Raw genomic sequence first — 20,440 nt, forward strand, 5'->3', positions numbered from 1 at the left:
CGCCGTGCATCACCCGGATGTGGAATTCATCCGCCCCTGCAATCTCTGTCCGCATATGAAGCGCATCACGCTTGGCAATATCCGCAAGGCGCTGGAAGAGGGACGGCATGAGGTGACGATAGATCCCGCGATTGCCGCCGATGCCCGCCGCGCGGTGGAAAGGATGCTGGCGATATGAGCGAGATCATCGAAGAACTGAGCGGCCGCATCGTCATCGTCGGCAGCGGTCTTGCCGGACTGATGACGGCTCTGACGCTGGCGCCCGAGCCTGTGGTGATCGTCACCCGCTCCCTGATCGGCGAGGAAACGTCGAGCGCCTGGGCGCAGGGCGGCATCGCCGCGAGTGTGGGTGCGGACGATAGTGCGGCCTTGCATCTTGCCGATACGCTTGCCGCGGGCGACGGACTTTGCGACGCGAAGGTGGCGGCAAGGATCATTGCGGAAGCGCCCGCCGCGATTGCCGCGCTGGAGCGGGCGGGTATCGAGTTCGATCGCGATGGCGCCGGAGAATTATCCTTGGGACTTGAAGCTGCGCATTCGCTCCGGCGTATCGTCCATTCCAAGGGGGATGGTTCGGGTGCGGCTATCGTCCGTGCGCTTGCCGAGGCAGTGGCCCGCACGCCATCGATTACGGTGCTCGAGGGCTGTCAGGCGCAGCGGCTATTGCTGGATGGCGATCGCATTGCCGGTCTTCTGTGCCTGACCGACATGGGCAGTGTCGTGCTTCCGTCTTCCCGCATCGTGCTTGCCACCGGCGGTATCGGCGGCCTGTTCGATGCCACGACCAATCCGGTCGGCAATTTCGGACAGGGCATTGCCCTTGCGGCAAGGGCAGGCGCGCTTCTGGCCGATATGGAGTTCGTGCAATTCCACCCGACGGCGCTCGATAGCCGCAGACGGCCCCTGGCGCTCGTCAGCGAAGCGGTTCGCGGCGAAGGCGCGCTTCTCGTCAATGAATGCGGCGAACGCTTCATGGCTGGCGTCGAGGGTGCCGAGCTTGCGCCGCGCGATGTCGTCGCGCGGGCCATCAGCGCAGAGATTGCGCGTGGTGGCCGGGTTTTTCTCGATGCGCGAGACGCGCTCGGCAATCGCTTTGCCGCACGCTTTCCGGTGATAGATGCCCTTTGCCGCGAGGCGGACGTCGATCCGGCAAGCGATCTCATTCCCGTGCGGCCGGCCGTTCACTACCACATGGGCGGTGTGGCGACGGACGAGAACGGCCGCAGCTCGGTTCCCGGCCTCTGGGTCGCGGGCGAAGCTGCATCCACCGGCCTGCACGGCGCCAATCGCCTTGCCAGCAATTCGTTGCTGGAGGCGGCGGTCATGGGCATGCGGGCGGCGCGCGATATAGCCGGCATGGACGCGAGCTTCGCCAGGTTGCCGCATTATCTTCCACAGACGGTAGCGCCAGATCCGGCGCTAGTCCGGCCGATCGTGTCGCGGCATCTCGGCGTGCTGCGCAACGCCGGCGCCATCCATGGAGCGATTGCTGCGCTCCTACCGCTTTGTGAGCGGGAGGGACCGGCGACCGACCCTGCGCTGGTGGCATTGACGATTGCTGTCTTTGCAAGTTTGAGGACGGAGTCGCGCGGCGCCCATGCCCGCACGGATTTTCCGTTGAAGCTGCGGCATGCGCAGCGCCGCATGATGCATCTTGCCGACGCCCTGGATATTGCCAGGTCCGTCATCCCCTATTCGATGGCTAGGAGTGCCTGACATGACGCTTGCTCCCCTCCCGCGCCTGATCGTCGAACCGTTGGTGCGCAATGCGCTTATGGAAGATCTCGGCCTTGCCGGCGACATCACGTCCGCGGCCGTCATCCCTGCGGAGCACCGCTCCCGGGTTGCGATGGTGACCCGCCAGCCAGGTGTGGTCGCTGGCCTCGATGCGTCCGACCTTGCCTTCCAGCTTGTCGATCCGGCCATCGTCATGACCCGCCATGTCGCAGACGGTGCGAAGGTCGGGACAGGGCAGGTGATCGCAACAATCGAGGGGCCGTCGCGTGGTTTGTTGACGGCAGAGCGAACTGCGCTCAATTTCCTCGGCCATCTCTCCGGCATCGCCTCTGTCACCGGCGGCATCGTCGAGGCGATTGCCGGCACGAAGGCGTCAATCGTCTGCACGCGCAAGACGACGCCGGGTCTCAGAGCTCTCGAAAAATACGCTGTGCGTGCCGGCGGCGGCGTGAACCATCGTTTTGCGCTTTATGATGCGGTGCTGATCAAGGACAATCACGTCGCCATTGCCGGTGGTATCACTGAAGCCATTCGACGTTCCAAGGCCGGCGTCGGCCATATGGTCAAGATCGAAGTCGAAGTGGATACGCTGGCGCAGCTTCGCGAAGCGATGGAGGAGGGCGTTGATGCCGTTCTGCTCGACAACATGACGCCGGATCAACTGCGAGAGGCGGTCGATATCGTCGGCGGCCGTGCGATCATCGAAGCGTCGGGCCGCATCACACCGGCAACGGCTGCGGCAATCGCCGCATCCGGCATCGATCTCATCTCCGCCGGTTGGTTGACGCACAGCGCACCGACTCTCGATATCGGGCTGGACTGGACGGCGGTGGCCTGAAGCGAGGTCCTTGCGCCCTTCGATTGGCAATTCACCTCATCAATGCGGATTGCACGTCGGTCAATGCGAAGTCATCTCCGACATACAGTAGGGGGGCTGAGTGCCGTTTAGCGAGGGCATAGGCAAAGCAATCGCCGAAATTCAGACCGCCCCGCATACCGAAGCCCTTGCCGTATTGCAGGCGAGCCTTCATCGCAGCATGCGCGAGGTTTTCATCTATCGAGGCAATTCCGATTCGGAACTCGGCTAAAAACTCGTCGAGATCGGCAATCGCTTCGCGCCGGTCTCCGTTTCTGATCCTGCCCGCCAAGACCGTACCGGCTTCGACATAGTTGACCGCCGATATGAGACGTTGAGTGTCTATCTGAAGAGCCATCATGCAGTCGGAAGCTTCCGTCTCTTCGAACATGATCGCGATGATGGCGGACGCATCAACAACTATCATTGGGGAACGTCAAGCTCTGCATCTGTGTCGCCGACCGCTTCGTCCCACTCCTGTTTCGTGACAGGGCGGCGGTCGTAGCGGCCGGCACGCCCACGCACGAAAGCCTGCATGCGTGCAACATAATCCCTTTGTGCGTCCTGCTCGGCGCGCAGCCGTTCCAGCCGCTCGCGCATGGCGCGGGTGATGGCGTCGGTCATGGTCTCGCCGGTCAGGCGCGACAGCTCCCGCGCCAGCCGGTCCGCTTCCTCGGTCTTGATGCTCAATGCCATGGCTTCTTCTTTCTAGATGTGCAATCTAGATAACATGCATACATTGTTTCTTCAATGGAAAAGGGCACTGTCAAGCTTCAACCGATTAGAACCGGATGGTGTTAAGTTTCTTGCGTCAAAAAGTCTGAATCCGCTGTAGAATCAAAGAAATAGAGTATGATGTCGTCCGAAAGCCGATCACACTTTCGGCATCGCGCTCCAGCGAGCGGCTAAATTTCATCTCCCTGACGTGATGTGCGATGGAATAGCCGACTGCAGATCTAAACGACGACCGGCGCCTGCGCGCCAAGGTCCATGGAATCTCTCCGGTCATGATTTGCGAGGGCCGTCAAGCTACGTCCCGACGTCACCATCGTACAGAGCTTTCGTTGTCACAGCTTGATTACCGGGTACCGGCCCTCATGAAAGACGCTTGGCCTTCAAGACGGACACGGCGGTTTCGCTGTTATGGACATAGTCATTGGCGTCGGGCTGGCGCTGCACCAGGAGAATGAACAGAAGATCGGTCAGCATCAACTGCGCGTCACGGGCGGTAATCGCCGACGAACGGACGCGATCCTCGTCGCCGACGGTGTGAAGGCAAATATCGGCGACGCGGGAAAGCGGATTATCCTGCAAGCCGGTGACGGCGATGACGGTTGCCTGGCGCTGGCTTGCCAGTTCCGCGATCCTCAAGGTTTCGATACTGGCGCCGGAATAGGAAAGCGCAAAGAGCAGGTCGTCCGGCCCCAGCGTCGACGCATTCGCCATCTGCACATGGCTGTCGCTGTCATGGAGCACGTTGCGCCCGAGCTTCATCAGCTTGTAGGAAAAGTCGCGCGCGACCAGCGACGAGGCGCCAACCCCTGCCAGGTGGATGCGCCGGGCATCGTGAAGCGCCTCGAGCGCTTTTTCGATATCGGCTTCATTGTTGACCGAGATGGTCTGCTGCATCGCCTGCATCTTGCTGCCGAGCAGCTTTTGCAGGATCGTGAGGTAGCCATCGCCGACCTCGATCGTGCCGTGGATCATTCCGGCAGGCGCCTGCCATTCCTGCGCCTTGGCCTCGCTGACGGCAAGCTTCAATTCCTGATAGCCGGCATAGCCGAGCTTCTGGCTGAACTTGACCACGCTCGACTGGCTGCGGCCGGTTTCCACCGCAAGGGCTGCCGAGGAGAGACGCAACATCTGATCTGGATTATCGATGATGAACTGCCCGATCTGGCGATCGGCGGGTGCCATGGTTTCAAGCTGTGCGCTGATTTTCCTTAAGATCGACATTTGTCCCTTCAAGCCATCGAGGCCGCTTCACCCGTCGGCACGAGCACACCGAAAATAACATCCGGCGCACGCTCGGCAATCTCGCTTCGTGTCGTCGGACATTATCACAGCAAATTGGAATAAAAAATTCCAAATTCCGTTGACAGTATGGAATGGCCGATTAGTCTCTGTGACAAGCGGCAATGGACTCTCAGGTCCGCGCCTTTTCCTCGGCGGATTTCATCATGGACAGACTTCGCATCTCCGGCGGCAGAAGGTTGCAGGGCGCGGTGACCATCGCCGGCGCCAAGAACGCCGCGTTGCCGCAGATCGCCGCGGCACTCTTGAGCCCGCATCCTCTCGAGCTGACGAATCTGCCCGTGGTCAGCGATGTCGAGAACATGCTCGGGGTCGTTGCTCTCCACGGCGCTAGGATTGCCCGCAGGCCGCACGGCACGACGATCGACGCGAGCGACATCGTTTCGAAGGAAACGTCCTACGATACCGTGAGGCGCATGCGGGCAACCGTGCTGGTGCTGGCGCCGCTGCTTGCCCGCTTCGGCCATGCCCGTGTTTCACTTCCCGGCGGCTGCGCGATCGGTGCACGGCCCGTCGACATGCACATCAAAGCGCTCTCGGCGCTGGGTGCCGATATCGCGATCGAAAGCGGCGTGATCGTTGCGTCGGCTTCGAATGGCCTGAAAGGTGCGCGGATCGTGCTGAGTTCGCCGTCCGTCGGCGCGACGGAAACGGCGATGATGGCCGCCTGCGCGGCCAAGGGCGAGACCGAGATCCTGAATGCCGCCCGCGAGCCGGAAGTGGCAGATCTGGCGGCGTGCTTGAGCGCCATGGGAGCGCGGATCGAAGGGGCGGGGACGCATCGTATCCTCATCGATGGCGACACCGGCTGGCGCCCTGCTAGGCATCACGGTATTCCCGACCGCATCGAGGCAGGCACCTATGCCGTGGCGGCCGCAATCACCGGCGGCCAGCTCGAGCTCATCCATGCCCGGCTGGAAAATCTGGCCTCGGTCGTGCAGGCGCTCGAAGCCATGGGCGTCAGCGTCTGGCCCAGCGACCGCGGCCTGGTCGTCTCCAGGGATGGTCCGCTCAAGGGAGCCGATATCACCACGGAACCCTATCCCGGCTTTCCAACGGATCTGCAGGCGCAGTTCATGGCGCTCGCCTGCTGTGCCGAGGGTGCGTCGCTGATCCGCGAGACGGTGTTCGAAAATCGCTTCATGCATGTGCCGGAATTGATGCGCCTCGGCGCCAACATCACCCTGCAGGGCACGACGGCATTGGTGCGAGGCGGCGCGCCGCTCAAAGGCGCGCAGGTGATGGCGACGGATCTGCGCGCCTCCGTTTCGCTCGTCCTGGCCGCCCTCGCGTCGGAGGGCGAAACCATCGTCAACCGCGTCTATCATCTCGACCGTGGCTACGAGCAGCTCGATCGCAAACTGCGTCTCTGCGGCGCCGATATCGAACGGCTGACGTCATGACCGCCGTATCGAAAAGCGCTCTCTATTTCCTCGGCATCGATGGCGGCGGCACCGGTTGCCGGGCGCGTATCGAGGATATCGAAGGCACGGTGTTAGGGCAGGGATTGTCCGGGCCGGCAACGACCAGGCTCGGGATTGCCGAAGCATGGGCGTCGATTTCGCGCGCCTTCGAGGCGGCGATCGATGAGGCGGGATTGAGTGCCGCTGACGTTGGGCGCATCCATGCCGGTGTCGGGCTGGCCGGGATAGGCCGTAAGGGTGCGCTTGATGCGTTGAAGGCGATCGGGCACTCCTTTGCCAGCATCGATTTCGTCAGCGACGGCGAAGGAGCTTGCCTCGGTGCTCATTCCGGCCGCGATGGTGCCATCGTGATTGCCGGGACGGGTTCCATCGGTCTCGGTCTCGTCGAAGGACGGCTGTTGCGGGTCGGCGGCTATGGTTTTCCGATTTCTGATGAGGGCAGCGGCGCCTATCTCGGGCTAAAGGCCGTTCAGCTTGCGCTGCGCGCCCATGACGGCCGTGAACAGAAGACCGCATTGCTCGCTGAAATCATGCAACGCTTTCAGAGCGATCCGATGGAAGCTGTCGCCTGGATGGACCGGGCGTCTGCAACGGATTACGCGTCGCTTGCGCCTATGGTCCTGCGCCATGCTGATCAGGGCGATGCGGTCGCGCGGCGGATCGTCCAAAATGCCGCCGGCCATATCGATACGCTGGTTCGCACCCTGTTCGAAAAAGGTGCGCCGCGCGTCTGCCTGCTTGGCGGTCTTGCAAGCCCGCTTGAGCCTTGGCTTTCGCCGGATGTGCGCCGCCGCCTGAAGCCGACCGACGGCGATGCGGTGTCAGGTGCGATCATTCTGGCCAGGAGAGCCATTCGCAAAAGCTGAAGAGGGATCTGGGAGGCTGAATTTCGCACGATCGAAATGGAATATTTTATTCCTTCATAGGTTGACGAAAGGAATAAACGGACATAGTGTTAACCAAGGTAAACAGGGAATGGACGGGGAGCGAAGCCGAAAAGGCCATCCTGCGTCTTGGCTGACTGAAAACCGATTTTACTGCGGTGAACTCGATCTTGACGTGATCGAGCCTGCCACCCTGACCCATTGATATCGAAGCGTATTCCGCGAGCAGGCCCATGACAGAGCAGACGTTGATATCCGAACTGGAGCAGTTGGTTTCCGAAGGGCGCAATCCGAACACGATGCATATCGATCTGTTGCCGACCTTCGATATTCTGCGCGAGATCAACTATGAGGATCAGACGGTGCCTCTCGCGGTCGAGAAGGTGATCCCGGCAATCGCCGCCGCCGTCAATCAGATCGTGGCTGCTTTTCAGAAGGGTGGCCGGCTGATCTATATGGGCGCCGGCACCAGCGGTCGTCTCGGCGTTCTCGACGCGTCCGAATGCCCGCCGACCTTCAGCGTGCCACCGGACATGGTCCTCGGCCTGATCGCAGGCGGGCCGGATGCGCTGCGGCGCTCGATTGAAGGCGCGGAGGACGATCCCGAGCAGGGGCGCCAGGCTTTGAAGGAGATCAAGTTGACCAGGAACGATGTCGTCGTCGGCATCGCCGTCAGCGGCCGAACCCCTTATGTCATTGGCGGCCTGAACTACGCCAAGGATATCGGCGCCTTCACGGTGGCGCTCTCGTGCAATCCCAACTCCATCATCGCCGGCATTGCCGATCTCGCCATTTCGCCTGTCGTCGGCCCGGAAATCCTGACCGGCTCTACCCGCCTCAAATCCGGTACGGCGCAAAAACTCATTCTCAACATGCTGACGACGGCGAGCATGATCCGCATCGGCAAGAGCTATCAAAATCTGATGGTCGATGTCAGCGCCAGCAACAAGAAGCTGGTGGCGCGCGCCTCGCGCATCGTCATGCAGGCGACCGGCTGCACGCAGCAGGAAGCGCGCCGCGTGCTCGATCTGACGGCAAACGACGTCAAGCTGGCCATTCTCATGGAAATTACCGGGATGGGCATTGAAGATGCCCGCACGGCATTGCAAAACGCTGACGGATTCCTGCGCAAGGCCATCAACGCCAGGACTGCTTGAGACAACCATCGCGCTGTGCCGCGGCGGCAATCAATGGGCCAAAATTGGCTGGGGACATTAAAAAATTCGGAGGACTGAAAGTGAAAGGGAATTTTGGAAAGAAGCTGATTTCGGGAGTGTCGCTCGCCGTGGGGCTTGGTCTTGCGACGGTCGCGGTGCCAGCGGAGGCGGCGACGCTGCGCATGGCATGGTCGCAGGACGCAACCGGGCTGGATCCGCACAAGCAGACGGCCTTCTCCTCCATCCGCCTGCTGGAACTGATCTACGAGCCGCTCGTTCGCCTCGACGGCAATTTGCAGATCGTGCCCGGCGTCGCAGAGAGCTGGCAGTTCTCCCCCGATGGAAAGCAGCTGACATTCAAGCTCAACGCCAAGGCCAAGTTCCAGAATGGCGCGCCCGTCACGTCAGCTGATGTGAAAGCCTCTTTCCAGCGCATCCTAGATCAGGCGACCGGGGCAGTTGCCCGTGCCAATTTCCTGTCGATTGCAGGCATCGACACGCCCGATGCCAATACGGTGGTCTTCAATCTGTCGCAGCCCGACGCTCCGATCCTGACCTCCATGACGAGCCTCAATGCCGCGATCGTTTCGGAAAGCGAAATCACCGCCGGAGCCATTGGCACCAAGGCGATCGGCTCCGGCCCCTTCAAGCTCGACAGCTGGGTTCCGAATTCCAAGGAAGTCTTGAGCGCCAACAAGGACTGGGCTGGCGGTAAAGTCGGGGTCGACGGCATCAACATCAGCGTGCTGCCGGACGAAACGGCGATCCTTGCCTCGCTGCGCACCGGTCAGATCGATTTCGCGCTTTTGAACGATCCGCTGGTGGCGACGCTGGTGCCAAAGGAGCCGAAGCTGCAGCTCACCCGCACGCCGGTTCTCGCGTATAATGTCCTACAGCTCAATCCCTCGCGCAAGCCGATGGATCAGCTGGCCGTACGTCAGGCGATCTCCTGCGCAATCGACCGCAAGGATGTGATGGACACCGCAGCACTCGGCGAAGGCAAGGTGACCGGGCCGCTGACGATGCCGCTCTATGCGACCGACCCGAGCCAGCTTTTCTGCTATAAGCGCGATGTGGCCAAGGCGAAGAAGCTGATGGCCGATGCCGGCCTTGCCAACGGCTTTTCGGCGACGGTGATCGCCGCAACCGGCGAACCGCCGACGGCTACAGCCGAAGCGCAGGTCATCCAGTCGCAGCTCGCCGAAATCGGCATCAAGCTCGATATTAAGGTGATGGAACTCAACGTCTATGTCGACACCTGGCTGAAGGGCAATTTCGACATGGCGGTTGCTCTCAACGGCGGCAGTGCCGATCCCTATTCCATGTATAACCGCTACTGGACGAAATCGGGCAATCTGCAGAAAGTCGCCAACTACATCGACGACACGCTGGACAGCCTGATGCAGAAGGGCCGCGCCGAGACCGATCCGACCAAGCGCAAGGCGATCTTCGCCGAATTCGAAAAGCATATCGCCGAAGTCTCGCCCTGGATCTGGCTCTACACGGCTTACGGCTACACGGCCGAGCAGAAAAACGTCGAGGGCTTCGTGCCGACGCCGACCGGCTCGCTATTCGGTCTGAGCAAGGTCACGATCAAGTAGCGATGACCGGGACCTAGAGCGCTTTCCTTTTGAATCACGTTATGGAAGCGCTCTATCTCTTTGTTTTTTTGTAATTTCGGCCGCAAGTTCACATCTTGGTTTAGCTGAAATTGCCCTAGAGGAAGTGTAATGGCATACCTGACGCGCCGGCTGATGACATTCCCGCTGATCATGCTGGGCGTGTCCATCTTCGTCTTCGTCGCCATCCGGCTGGTGCCGGGCGATGCGATCACGGCGATGCTCGGCACCAATGCGGGCCTTTTGACGCCGGAGCAGCGGCAGGCCCTTGCCGCCTATTTCGGCATCGATCAGTCATGGCCCATCCAGTATTGGCACTGGCTGCTCGGCGTATTTCAGGGCAATCTCGGCATATCCGTAACCTATGGCAAGCCGGTGCTCGACATCATCCTGGAGCGCTTTCCGCTGACGCTCGAGCTTGCCTTGCTCTCCATGGTGATTGCACTTGCCATCGGCCTGCCGGCGGGCGTCTTTGCCGCCACGCGAAACGAGAAATTGTCCGATCTTGCCGTGCGCGTCGTCGCAATGATCGGGCAGTCGACGCCGAATTTCGTTCTCGGCCTTTTGCTGATCTATGCCTTATCGGCCGGCTTCGGCGTGCTGCCGACCATGGGGGCATTCACGCCCATCTGGCAGAATCCGCTTGAAAATCTCGGCCAGATGATCCTGCCGGCGCTGACCCTCGGCTTCGCTTTCGCAGCTTCGGTGACGCGTGTCGTCCGCTCCGCCATGCTCGATGTCCTGAGTGATGATTATGTGCGCACGGCCCGCAGCAGAGGCGTGCCGGCGCGCGGCGTCATCTGGCGGCATGCTCTGCCGAATGCTTTGATTCCGGTGGTGACGCTGAGCGGCGTCGAATTCGGCTATCTGCTCGGCGGCGCCGTGCTGGTCGAGCAGATTTATGCGCTGCCCGGGCTTGGGCGCTTGGTGCTGGACGCCATCCTGCAGCGCGACTATGCGCTGGTGCAGGGCAGCGTGCTCTTCATTGCCTTCAACTTCATGATCGTCAATCTGCTCGTCGATCTCGCCTATGTGACGCTCGATCCGCGCGTTCGCCTGGGAGAAGGCTGATGCGGATCGTCAAGGCTCTCTTCGGACATGTGAGCGGCCGGATCGGCGGTATCATCGTCCTCATTTATATCCTGCTCGCGATTCTCGGTACGCTCGGTGTCACACCGCACGACCCGCTGACGCAGAACCGCATCGACCGGCTGCATGCGCCGAGCCTCACCTATTGGATGGGCACGGACCTCTTCGGCCGGGACGTAGCAAGTCGCCTGATGCATGGCATCGGCGAATCCTTCACCGTTGCCTTCTTTTCCGTTGCCTTGGCCAGTCTGATCGGCACCTTGCTCGGCCTGACCGCCGCCTGGTCCGCCAAGCGTTGGGATGGCATGATCATGCGCACCATGGATGTGCTTTTAGCCTTCCCGGCAATTCTGCTGGCTCTGCTGATCATCGCGATCGTCGGGCCTGGTACGTGGACCAGCGTTGCGGCGATCGCGATCGTCTATACGCCGATCTTTACCCGCGTCGTGCGCGGCCCGGCCCTTTCCCTGAAAGGACGCGACTTCGTCGATGCGGCCCGCACCTTCGGCAGCAGCAGGTCCTATATCCTGACACGGCATCTCCTGCTCAATCTCGTGGCACCCTTGACGGTGCAGGTGACGCTGGCGCTGGCTTGGTCGCTGCTGACGGAGGCGGGCCTGAGCTTCCTTGGCTTGGGAACCCAGCCGCCTGCCTCGTCGCTCGGCCTGATGCTGAGCGACAGCCGCAATCTCATGGAAACGGCGCCCTGGCTGCTGATATTTCCCGGCGTGACCATCATGATTTCTATTCTCGGTTTCAACCTGCTCGGCGATGCCCTGCGCGACCTTCTCGATCCGAAGATGCGGAGGTCGACGGTATGACACCGCTTCTATCGGTTTCCGATCTTCGCGTCGGCTTCGGCCGCAATGCCGAAGCCAATCCCATCGTGCGAGGCGTCAGTTTCGATCTTGATGCAGGCGAGACGCTGGCAATTGTCGGCGAGAGTGGTTCCGGCAAATCGGTCACCGCCCTTTCGATCAATCGCCTCGTCGATTTCGGCGGCGGCCGGATTACTGGCGGCACGATCCGCCTGAAGCGCCCCGACAAAAGCATTCTGGATCTGACCAAGGCCAGCGAGGCGGAGCTCACGAAGATCCGTGGCGCCGAGATCGGTATGATCTTCCAGGAGCCGATGACCTCCCTCAATCCGGTTCTCACCATCGGCACACAGATCGAGGAATCATTCCGGCTGCATCGAGGCCTGACTGGCAGCCAGGCAAAGGCCGCCGCCAAGGATGCCCTGGATCGCGTGCGCATTCCTGACGCTGCGCGCCGCTTGACCTATTGCCCGAACCAGCTTTCCGGCGGCATGCTGCAGCGCGTGATGATCGCAACCGCGCTTGCCTGCAATCCGCGCCTTCTCATCGCCGACGAGCCGACGACGGCGCTCGATGTCACCGTTCAAGCGCAGATCATGGCTCTCCTTGCCGAGCTGAAGCGCGAGACCGGCATGTCGATGATCTTCATCACACATGACATCGGCCTTGTCGCCGGAATCGCCGATAAAGTGATGGTGATGCAGGCCGGCGAGGTGGTGGAGCAAGGCGAGCTCGATCGGATTCTTGATCATCCCGCGCATTCCTACACCAAGCATCTCCTGCACTCGGTGCCGCATTTCGCGGCCGGGCAGGCCGTGCGCTCGGATTTCCAACGCGACGAAGCATCGTCCAAGCCGGCGTTGAAAGTGGAGGGCCTCACGGTCCGCTTCCCGGTCAAGGGTGGTTTTCTGCGCCGTGCAGCCGGTTCCGTGCATGCCGTCGAAGGGGTCGGTTTCGACCTGATGCCGGGGGAAACGCTGGCGATCGTCGGCGAGAGCGGTTCGGGAAAATCCACCACAGCGCGCGCGATCCTCGGGTTGGTCAAATCGACCCGAGGCCGCTTTGCGACGAATGCCGGCAAGGCTGCCGGTCGCACGAGCGCGGTGCAGATGGTCTTTCAGAATCCCTACGCCTCGCTCAATCCGCGGCTTCGCGTCGACAGCATTCTCGCAGAGCCGGTAATTGCTGCAGGTGCTCGTGTTTCGGTGGAAACACGCGAACGCATGATCATGCTCCTAAAGCGCGTGGGATTGCCCGAAAACGCCCTGGAGCGCTACCCGCACGAATTTTCCGGCGGCCAGCGTCAGCGGCTATGCATCGCGCGGGCCTTGATGCTGAACCCGTCCGTGCTGGTGCTTGACGAAGCGGTATCCGCGCTCGACGTTTCCGTCCAAGCTCAGGTTCTGGAGTTGCTGATCGAGCTTCAGCGCGAATACGGGCTCGCCTATCTCTTCATCTCGCACGATATGGCGGTTGTGGAGCGCATTGCCCATCGCATCGCCGTCATCTATGCAGGGCAGATCGTCGAGATCGGCGATGCCGTCTCCGTCTTGTCCGAGCCCAGGCATTCCTATACCAGGCGACTGATTGCGGCGGTTCCGACGGTTGCGCGGCGCAAGGAGACCTTCACGCTCGATACGCGCCAGGTTCCATCATTGGTGCGTCCATGGGGCTTTGAGCCTTCGGCCCCGGAATGGCACCGCTTCGCACCGGATCACATCGCTCTGGCGGAAGCCTGAGAGTCGCGGAGAACCCAGATGGCAACAGGCGGGAGCATGCAGTTTCAGGAGCGTTTCGATCGGGCCTTTGCGCCGCTTAAACAGTCCGTCGCAACAGATCGCATACCCGGCGGCGTACTCGGCATGGTCGATCTGGAAGGCAACCGGCTGGTGCGTGCGATCGGCTCGGCGCAGAAGGTGCCGAATGCCCGGCCGATGCTGGCCGACACCTGGTTCGATCTCGCGTCGCTCACCAAGGTCATTTTCACGACGCCGCGCATTCTGGCTCTGGCCGAGGCCGGTACCATCGATCTCGACGCGCCGTTGACGACGCTTCTGCCGGATCTGCGCCAATACAGCGCCGAGGCCTGGGAGCGAAAGGTGACGTTCCGCCAGTGCCTGGGGCATCAGACGCCTTTTCCGGCGGTCGAGCCGATCTACACCTATGGCCGCGATCCTGAACTCTTGCGCGCCTTCATCCTGCAGCGCGAATGGCGCGCCGGCCCGCCCGTCTATTCCGATATCAACTTCATTCTCCTCGGCTTCGCGCTGGAGCGGCTGAGCGGGCAGACCATCCGTGCCATGGATGCAGGTCCGGGTTTTGCCTTCTCCGCGCCGCCGGAGCTGGCGGCCGCGACGGAAGATTGTACCTGGCGCAACCGTGTCCTGTCGGGCGAGGTCCATGACGATAATTGCTGTGCGTTGCAAGGCGCCGGCCATGCCGGCCTCTTCGGCACGGCGGACGCGATCCTCGATTTCGCCAGGGGGTTGCTCGATGGCAGCGGAGCGGCGGCAGGTTCGATCGGCCTGATGCGCACGCCGCTTTCGGCCACCCGCACGCATGGCTGGGAGCGGCCTCATGATGGCTGGCATGGCGGCGCTCTTTGTTCTCCGGGAACCATCGGACACACCGGCTTCACGGGTACGGCGCTGTGGATCGACTTCGACAAGGGCAGGGCCTGGACCTTGCTTACCAACCGCATTCATCCGACACGCCATTTCGACAGCGGCATTCTGGCGCTTCGTCAGACAGTGAGCGATCTCGTCAACGCAGCATAGGAGCCTGATCATGGAACCAATCTGGGCAGTCGGTCTGATGACCGGAACCGTCCTCGACGGCAATATCGATGTCGCCATGCTGAAGACGGACGGCGAGCGCGTCGAGGAATTCGGCCCCTATGTTCTGGCTCCCTATCCCGGTTGGATTCGGGAGCTGCTGGAAGAGACGCTGCGGCAGGCGCGGGCATGGAATTTCGAAGGGCCGGAACCGGCGATCTTCAAGCAAGCCGAAGAGGCCCTGACGCGAGCCCAGTCGCAGGCCGTGAAGGAGCTGGTCGAAAGCAATGGCATGACGATGGCCGATATCGGCGTCGTCGGTTTCCATGGCCAGACGGTGCTGCATCGGGCGCCGCAGAAGGATAGGTTGGGGCAGACGCGCCAGCTTGGGGACGGCGAGCTGATGCGCTCCATCCTCGGCACAAAGGTCGCCTATGATTTCCGCTCGGCCGATATGCGCGCCGGCGGGCAGGGTGCGCCGCTTGCCGCAGCCTATCATACCGCGCTCCTGCGCGGCGCGGCTGCGGCCGGCGAAGCCGCCATTCTCAATCTAGGCGGCGTTGCCAATATTACCTGGTGGGACGGGGAGGGCAATTTCGTTGCCTTCGATACAGGGCCGGCCAATGCGCCGCTCAATGATTTCATCAAATCCCGCGGTCTTGGAGATATGGACCGCGACGGCGCGCTTGGGCGGGCAGGCAGGGTCGATGAGGCGCGGCTCGAGAAGCTGTTGCAGCATCCCTACCTCACAGCACCCTATCCCAAATCGCTCGATCGTTTCGATTTCGGTGCCTCCATGGCGGATGGCCTAGGTCCGGAAGATGGAGCGGCCACACTTTCGGCCTTTACGGCAAGTGCCGTCGGCAAGGCGCTGGATCTTTTGCCGCGCAGACCCACCAAGGTCGTTGTCAGCGGCGGCGGCCGGCACAATCCGACGATCATGTCGATGCTCAGGAGCCGTGCCGGGGTCGAGCCGATCTTCGCCGAAGATCTCGGCTGGCGTGGCGACGCTGTCGAGGCCGAGTGCTTTGCCTTTCTCGCGGTGCGCGTGCTGCGCGGTTTGCCGATCAGCTTTCCCGGTACGACGGGCGTGCCCGCGCCGATGCGTGGCGGGCGGCTTGCGGAGTAGCGGCTTTCGAGCGATCGCCGTCGCCTCGGAGGTTTTCGCCGCCGCCCTTCAATGATATGTAGAGGCCGCAAATTTGCGATCGGTTGGTCTCGGACGGATATCGCTTATATGGCAGGCAGGCAGTATCGGGCAGGCTTCGTCGGCATCATTGTCGCCTTTGCGATCGCATATGCCATCGGCGTCTCGGTTTCCAGTCCGGCAATCGCGCAACCGGAATGGAGCGTTGCGCCGCCAGTCTGCGTTTCCGGCCCGATGACGACGGAAACGGGCGAGACGCTTTGCCTGCGCAAGGACAGCTACAATCGCGATCTCTGCAAGGCTATTGAGTATTTCGCCGGTGCCAACCATCTGCCGCCGGACTATCTGGCGCGGCTGGTCTGGCGCGAAAGCCTATTTCGCTCCGATGCCGTCAGTCCCAAAGGTGCTCGAGGCATCGCGCAGTTCATGCCTGGAACGGCAAAGCTGCGTGGCGTCCGCGACAGCTATGATGCGCTTGAGGCGCTCGGCAAGGCGGCGACCTATCTCGATGAATTGCGCAACCGTTTCGGCAATCTGGGTCTCGCCGCCGCTGCTTACAATGCCGGCGAGGGCGGCCTTGCCAATTTCCTGAATTCCGGCGGCCTTCCCTATGAGACGCGCAACTATGTCAGCGCGATCACTGCCCACAGCGTCGAGGAATGGCGCGACGATCCGCCGGATGTGGCCGCCCCGGTGCTGGACAAGGGCAAGTCCTTCATCGATTCCTGCGCAGCTCTTGCCCAGAGCCGGCGTCTGAAACCGACGCCTCTGGAGCAGGAGCGGCCGTGGGCACCATGGGGCGCACAACTCGCCGAACATTTCCAGCTGGATGCCGCGCGGCGTCTGTTTTCAGCGAATATCCGGAAATTACCGGCTCCATTGAATGCGGAAAAGCCGTTGATCGTGCGCCAGCGCAATGCCGATTTCGGCCGTCGCATTCGCTTTGCGGCGCGCATAGGGCGGCAAACACGGGAAGAGGCGGACGCCGTTTGCACTCAAATCCGCCAGCAGGGCGGCACCTGCCTCGTCTTCAGGAATTAGGTCCGGAGAGTGGCGCTCCGTCATATAAGTCCGTCCGGGGCTGCATCAGCAAGCGGCACTAGCCGTCCAGCCATCTCCTGCCACCTTGATGGCCGAAATGTAGATCACTATATTGATCTCGGATAGGAGGCAGATATGGCAGAACCACAATTGTCCGTCCGCAGCGCCAGGGCGCGTGATCTTGCCCATCGGCTCGCCCGGCGCGAAAACCGCACGATCGCTGATATCGTCGAACGTGCGCTGGAAGCCTATGAGATTCGAGAGACTGGTCGCGAGCCCGCCTCGTCTTTCTATGGACGAATGGCGATGAGCGAGGATGACGATATCGACCTTGAATCTGTCATTCGCGAGGGGCGTGAACTCAATCACGGCATCGATCTGTGATATTTCTGGACACGAATGTTATCTCGGAAACCTTCCGGAAACTGCCTGACGAAGCCGTGATATCGTGGCTTGGTCGGTATGATGCAGAGATAGCACTTTCGACTGTGGCTATTGCTGAAATCGCCTTTGGTATTCAAAAGATTGTTCCCGACCAGAGGGCTGCCCGGCTTGAGCAGAGATTGTCCGAGTGGCGCCATCGTTTCGCTGATCGGATGTTCGGTCTCACCGAAGAGGCCGCATTGGACTATGGCAAGCTCATGGGGTCGGCAAAGAGGCAAGGACGGCCGATGTCAACGGCGGATGGCATGATTGCAGCCATCGCCCGCGTCAATGGCGGGCGTTTGGCCACTCGCAATCTGTCGGACTTCCGTGAAACCGGGCTGGATTTGATATCTCCTTGGGAATTCTAATCCGCCTCGAATGGCAACGGCCCGTTCTGACCATATGCGCACTTTGCGAGAGACGTTAGCGCAGCCTACCTCCCTGCTTGTCGAAATAGCGTCGCCGTTCGGGCGGGCAATGCAGCTGGAGCGTGTCGCCGCGCTCGATCTCCGGCCCGTCGCGGTATTCGGCGATGATCGCTTGACCGTCTTCCGTCTGGCAGTAGAGATAGCGTGTGCCGCCCAGATATTCGGTGACGTCGACCGTGACTTGCAGGGCGTCGTCCGCGCCCGAAGCAACGACGAAATGCTCGGGGCGCATGCCGAGCAGGACCTTCTCGTTATGGGCGGGCTTGTGCTGCGCCAGGTTGACTTTGATGCTGCCATTGCCGATCTTCGCGGTCTCGTCGCCGCACCATGTGGCTTCGATCATGTTCATCCTGGGGGAACCGATGAAGCCGGCGACAAAGCTGTTGGCCGGATCTTCATAGACTTCGCGCGGGCTGCCCACCTGCTCGATCCGGCCGTCTCTCAGCACGACGATCTTGTCGGCAAGCGTCATGGCCTCTGTCTGGTCATGGGTGACATAGATCATCGTATTGCCGAGTTCGCGGTGGAGGCGCGCAATCTCGATGCGCATGGAGACGCGCAGCTCCGCATCGAGATTGGAAAGCGGCTCGTCGAAAAGAAAGACATCCGGCTCGCGAACGATGGCGCGTCCAATGGCGACGCGCTGGCGCTGGCCGCCGGAGAGCTGCCCCGGCCGTCGGTCGAGCAGATGGTCGATCTTGAGGATTGCGGCGGCGGAGCGCACGCGCCTTTCGATCTGGGATGGGTCGGTCCGGGCCATTTTCAGCCCGAAACCGAGATTGTCGCGCACGCTCATGTGCGGATAGAGCGCATAGGACTGAAAGACCATGGCGATGCCGCGCTCTGAGGGGTCGAGATCGGTGACATCCCGGCCCTTGATGGCGATTTCGCCGTCGGTGACCTCCTCCAGTCCGGCAATCATGCGCAGCAGCGTTGACTTGCCGCAGCCAGACGGACCGACGAAGACGACAAAGGCGCCTTCCGGTATGTCGAGATCGATGCCGTGAATGACCTCGAGTCCGCCGAAATTCTTGCGGACGCCGGTCAGGCGCATGCCGTTCTTCGTCATGTCAGGCTCCGCGCTGCAGCTGATCGGCGCGGATCCAGACCAGCATCTCGCCGGGATCGCGATTGTCCCAGAGATGGTAAGGCACGAAACGCGCGGTGGAGGCAGCGCTCTTCGGTGGCGTCGTCCGGTAAAGGTCGGAGCCCCAGTCTGCCTCATCGCGCGTTACCGAAACATCAAGCGCCACGGCTCCTTCAAGTGCGGCAATCTCTGCGGTCTTGGCGGACGCCGGATCGCCGGAAAGCGAAATGCCGTTGAGATCGCGCCCATTGTCGGTGGTTTCGACGCAATAGACCAGCGGTCCGCGCATCAGCGCCGCGCGTCCGGCATCCTGGCGGACTTTCGGATTGGCAAACAAAGTGCGGGGGATGAGCGGAAGGGTGAGGTCGACGCTATCGCCTGCCTGCCATTCCCGCTCTATGCGGGCATAGCCGTCGACGGTAACCGTTGCCAGATCGAGCGTCGCGCCATTGATTGCCAGCGTCGCGCCATCAGCCCATTCGGGAATGCGCAGCGACAGCACAAATCTGGCTGCTCGATCGGGATCGACCTCGAAGCGGATAGCGCCGTCCCAAGGATAGCGCGTCTTTTGGGAGAGCTGCACGGTTAGGCCACCGGCGAGTGGCACGCGTGCCTTGCTCCCGCCGTAGAGATGGACGGCGATCTCGTTGTCGGCGGCGGCATACATATAGGAGCCGACGGAGGCGAGCAGGCGCGCGATGTTCGGCGGGCAGCAGGGGCAATGATGCCAGGTCCAGCGGTGATGCTTGCCGGCGCTCTCCAGCGGATTTTCGTAGAAGAATGTCTTGCCGTCCTGTGACAGCCCGGCCATGGCGCCGTTATAGAGCGCCACTTCCATGATGTCGGCATAGCGGCGGTTCGGGCCGCGGCCGAGCATGCGGTTGGCCCAGAATACCAGGCCGACGGAGGCGCAGGTTTCGGCGTAGGCGCTTTCGTTCGGCAGGTCGTAATAGTCGGTGAAGCCCTCGTTGGAGGCAGCCGGCCCGATACCGCCGGTCACATACATCTGCTTGGTGGTCAGGTCGTCCCACAGCGTCTCGAGGGCTGCGGTGAGCGTGTCGTCATTATATTCCGTGGCGATATCGGCCATGCCGGAATAGAGGTACATGGCCCGCACCGCATGGCCCACGACCTTGGTCTGCTTGCGCACCGGCAGATGCGACTGGCTGTATTCATAGGTCTTCTGCACGAAATTCTTCGGGTCGCGGCCGTCGCGAAGCGCCTCCTCCGTGAAGAAATGCGGTTCCTGGCCGCGCTCGTCGATGAAGTATTTGGCGAGATCGAGATACTTCTTCTCGCCCGTGACGCGGCCGAGCTTGACGAGCGCGAGTTCCACCTCTTCGTGGCCGCAATAGCCGCGCAGCTGGCCTTCGCCGTGGCCGAAAACGGTGATCATATAGTCGGCAAAGCGGCACATGATGTCGAGCAGCTTGCGCTTGCCCGTTGCCTGGTAATAGGCGACGGCCGCCTCGATGAGATGGCCAGCGCAATAAAGTTCGTGATGATCGCGCAGGTTGGTCCAACGACGGCCGGGCTGGACGCGCTGGAACCAGGCGTTCAGATAGCCGTCTTCCTGCTGCAGCTTTTCATACATGTCGATGATGGCATCCGCGCGCGCCTCCAGTTCGGCATTGGGGCGGCGGTAGAGGGAATAGGCGATCGTCTCGATCGACTTGCCGAGATCGCTGTCCCAGAACATCTGCGTCGAGCCCGACCATGTCTGCAAGGGGATGACGATGCCGGGGCTCGGCTGGCTGACGTCGATCGCCTGGATCATGCCGGCTTCGACACAGCGGTCGAGAAGGGTCGCAGCGGTGGAATTGCAGATGGCATCCTGGCGGGCGCCGAACAGGCCAGCGAGTTCGACATTCGGAACGGGCAGAGGGCGGAACTGGCGGTTTTCTCTGTCAGACATGGTT

General features: G+C 61.7%; 20 protein-coding genes. 15 read left to right on the forward strand and 5 right to left on the reverse strand.

Annotation, left to right across the window (positions count from 1 at the left end):
• From nadA to nadC, 3 genes are all read left to right on the forward strand, one after another.
• Positions 1–178, forward strand: a 178-nt coding sequence (gene nadA / locus Q4Q11_RS12475) for a quinolinate synthase NadA (protein WP_498569692.1), incomplete at its 5' end; no start/stop codon positions are given.
• Positions 175–1,716, forward strand: a complete 1,542-nt coding sequence (locus tag Q4Q11_RS12480) for an L-aspartate oxidase (protein WP_498569669.1) — start codon at positions 175–177, stop codon at positions 1,714–1,716. The genes nadA and Q4Q11_RS12480, both read left to right, overlap by 4 nt.
• A 1-nt stretch (position 1,717) precedes the next feature.
• Positions 1,718–2,575, forward strand: a complete 858-nt coding sequence (gene nadC / locus Q4Q11_RS12485) for a carboxylating nicotinate-nucleotide diphosphorylase (RefSeq protein WP_498569670.1) — start codon at positions 1,718–1,720, stop codon at positions 2,573–2,575.
• A 31-nt stretch (positions 2,576–2,606) separates the two neighbouring features.
• Here the strand turns inward: nadC and Q4Q11_RS12490 are convergent, their stop codons facing one another.
• From Q4Q11_RS12490 to Q4Q11_RS12500, 3 genes are all read right to left on the reverse strand, one after another.
• On the reverse strand, positions 2,607–3,020 hold the full coding sequence (locus tag Q4Q11_RS12490) for a type II toxin-antitoxin system VapC family toxin (RefSeq protein WP_498569671.1): 414 nt from the start codon (positions 3,018–3,020) through the stop codon (positions 2,607–2,609).
• The gene (locus Q4Q11_RS12495) at positions 3,017–3,289 is read right to left on the reverse strand and encodes a type II toxin-antitoxin system VapB family antitoxin (RefSeq protein ID WP_112503885.1); all 273 of its coding nucleotides are present in this window, start codon (positions 3,287–3,289) and stop codon (positions 3,017–3,019) included. The genes Q4Q11_RS12490 and Q4Q11_RS12495 overlap by 4 nt, the downstream gene beginning before the upstream one ends.
• A 399-nt stretch (positions 3,290–3,688) precedes the next feature.
• Positions 3,689–4,549 (reverse strand): MurR/RpiR family transcriptional regulator, encoded by an 861-nt coding sequence (locus tag Q4Q11_RS12500; RefSeq protein WP_498569672.1) that lies wholly within the window; start codon positions 4,547–4,549, stop codon positions 3,689–3,691.
• A gap of 224 nt (positions 4,550–4,773) precedes the next feature.
• Between Q4Q11_RS12500 and murA the strand changes: the two genes are divergently transcribed.
• From murA to Q4Q11_RS12560, 12 genes are all read left to right on the forward strand, one after another.
• Positions 4,774–6,030: a UDP-N-acetylglucosamine 1-carboxyvinyltransferase gene (gene murA / locus Q4Q11_RS12505; RefSeq protein WP_498569673.1), complete on the forward strand. Its 1,257-nt coding sequence runs from the start codon at positions 4,774–4,776 to the stop codon at positions 6,028–6,030.
• Positions 6,027–6,917 (forward strand): glucosamine kinase nucleotide-binding domain-containing protein, encoded by an 891-nt coding sequence (locus Q4Q11_RS12510; RefSeq protein WP_498569674.1) that lies wholly within the window; start codon positions 6,027–6,029, stop codon positions 6,915–6,917. Before murA ends, Q4Q11_RS12510 begins: the two co-directional genes overlap by 4 nt.
• A 251-nt stretch (positions 6,918–7,168) precedes the next feature.
• Entirely contained in the window at positions 7,169–8,092 is a 924-nt protein-coding gene (gene murQ, locus Q4Q11_RS12515) for an N-acetylmuramic acid 6-phosphate etherase (RefSeq protein ID WP_112503893.1), read from the forward strand.
• A gap of 80 nt (positions 8,093–8,172) precedes the next feature.
• A complete protein-coding gene (locus Q4Q11_RS12520; protein ID WP_498569675.1) occupies positions 8,173–9,693 on the forward strand; it encodes an ABC transporter substrate-binding protein in 1,521 nt (506 codons plus the stop codon).
• 129 nt (positions 9,694–9,822) lie between these two features.
• Entirely contained in the window at positions 9,823–10,782 is a 960-nt protein-coding gene (locus tag Q4Q11_RS12525) for an ABC transporter permease (protein ID WP_498569676.1), read from the forward strand.
• Positions 10,782–11,621, forward strand: coding sequence for an ABC transporter permease (locus Q4Q11_RS12530; RefSeq protein WP_498569677.1), 840 nt, complete (start codon positions 10,782–10,784; stop codon positions 11,619–11,621). The genes Q4Q11_RS12525 and Q4Q11_RS12530 overlap by 1 nt, the downstream gene beginning before the upstream one ends.
• Complete coding sequence (locus Q4Q11_RS12535; protein ID WP_498569678.1) at positions 11,618–13,357, forward strand: ABC transporter ATP-binding protein; 1,740 nt, start codon at positions 11,618–11,620, stop codon at positions 13,355–13,357. Before Q4Q11_RS12530 ends, Q4Q11_RS12535 begins: the two co-directional genes overlap by 4 nt.
• 18 nt (positions 13,358–13,375) lie before the next feature.
• Positions 13,376–14,395 carry a serine hydrolase domain-containing protein gene (locus Q4Q11_RS12540; protein WP_498569679.1) on the forward strand — a complete coding sequence of 340 codons (1,020 nt, stop codon included), beginning with the start codon at positions 13,376–13,378 and terminating at the stop codon, positions 14,393–14,395.
• Positions 14,396–14,405: 10 nt separating this feature from the next.
• Positions 14,406–15,521, forward strand: a complete 1,116-nt coding sequence (locus Q4Q11_RS12545; RefSeq protein WP_113215684.1) for an anhydro-N-acetylmuramic acid kinase — start codon at positions 14,406–14,408, stop codon at positions 15,519–15,521.
• Between the two features lie 108 nt (positions 15,522–15,629).
• Entirely contained in the window at positions 15,630–16,580 is a 951-nt protein-coding gene (locus Q4Q11_RS12550) for a lytic transglycosylase domain-containing protein (RefSeq protein WP_112503907.1), read from the forward strand.
• Between the two features lie 135 nt (positions 16,581–16,715).
• Positions 16,716–16,964, forward strand: a complete 249-nt coding sequence (locus Q4Q11_RS12555; RefSeq protein WP_498569680.1) for a plasmid stabilization protein — start codon at positions 16,716–16,718, stop codon at positions 16,962–16,964.
• On the forward strand, positions 16,961–17,374 hold the full coding sequence (locus Q4Q11_RS12560; RefSeq protein ID WP_498569681.1) for a type II toxin-antitoxin system VapC family toxin: 414 nt from the start codon (positions 16,961–16,963) through the stop codon (positions 17,372–17,374). Before Q4Q11_RS12555 ends, Q4Q11_RS12560 begins: the two co-directional genes overlap by 4 nt.
• Positions 17,375–17,429: 55 nt before the next feature.
• Here Q4Q11_RS12560 and Q4Q11_RS12565 read toward each other — a convergent pair whose 3' ends face one another.
• Together Q4Q11_RS12565 and Q4Q11_RS12570 are read right to left on the reverse strand one after the other, a co-directional pair.
• Entirely contained in the window at positions 17,430–18,503 is a 1,074-nt protein-coding gene (locus Q4Q11_RS12565) for an ABC transporter ATP-binding protein (RefSeq protein ID WP_498569682.1), read from the reverse strand.
• A gap of 1 nt (position 18,504) precedes the next feature.
• Positions 18,505–20,436 (reverse strand): glycoside hydrolase family 127 protein, encoded by a 1,932-nt coding sequence (locus tag Q4Q11_RS12570; protein WP_113215687.1) that lies wholly within the window; start codon positions 20,434–20,436, stop codon positions 18,505–18,507.
• Positions 20,437–20,440 lie beyond the last annotated feature (4 nt).

This window comes from Rhizobium sp. UFLA01-1127 (assembly GCF_059803845.1).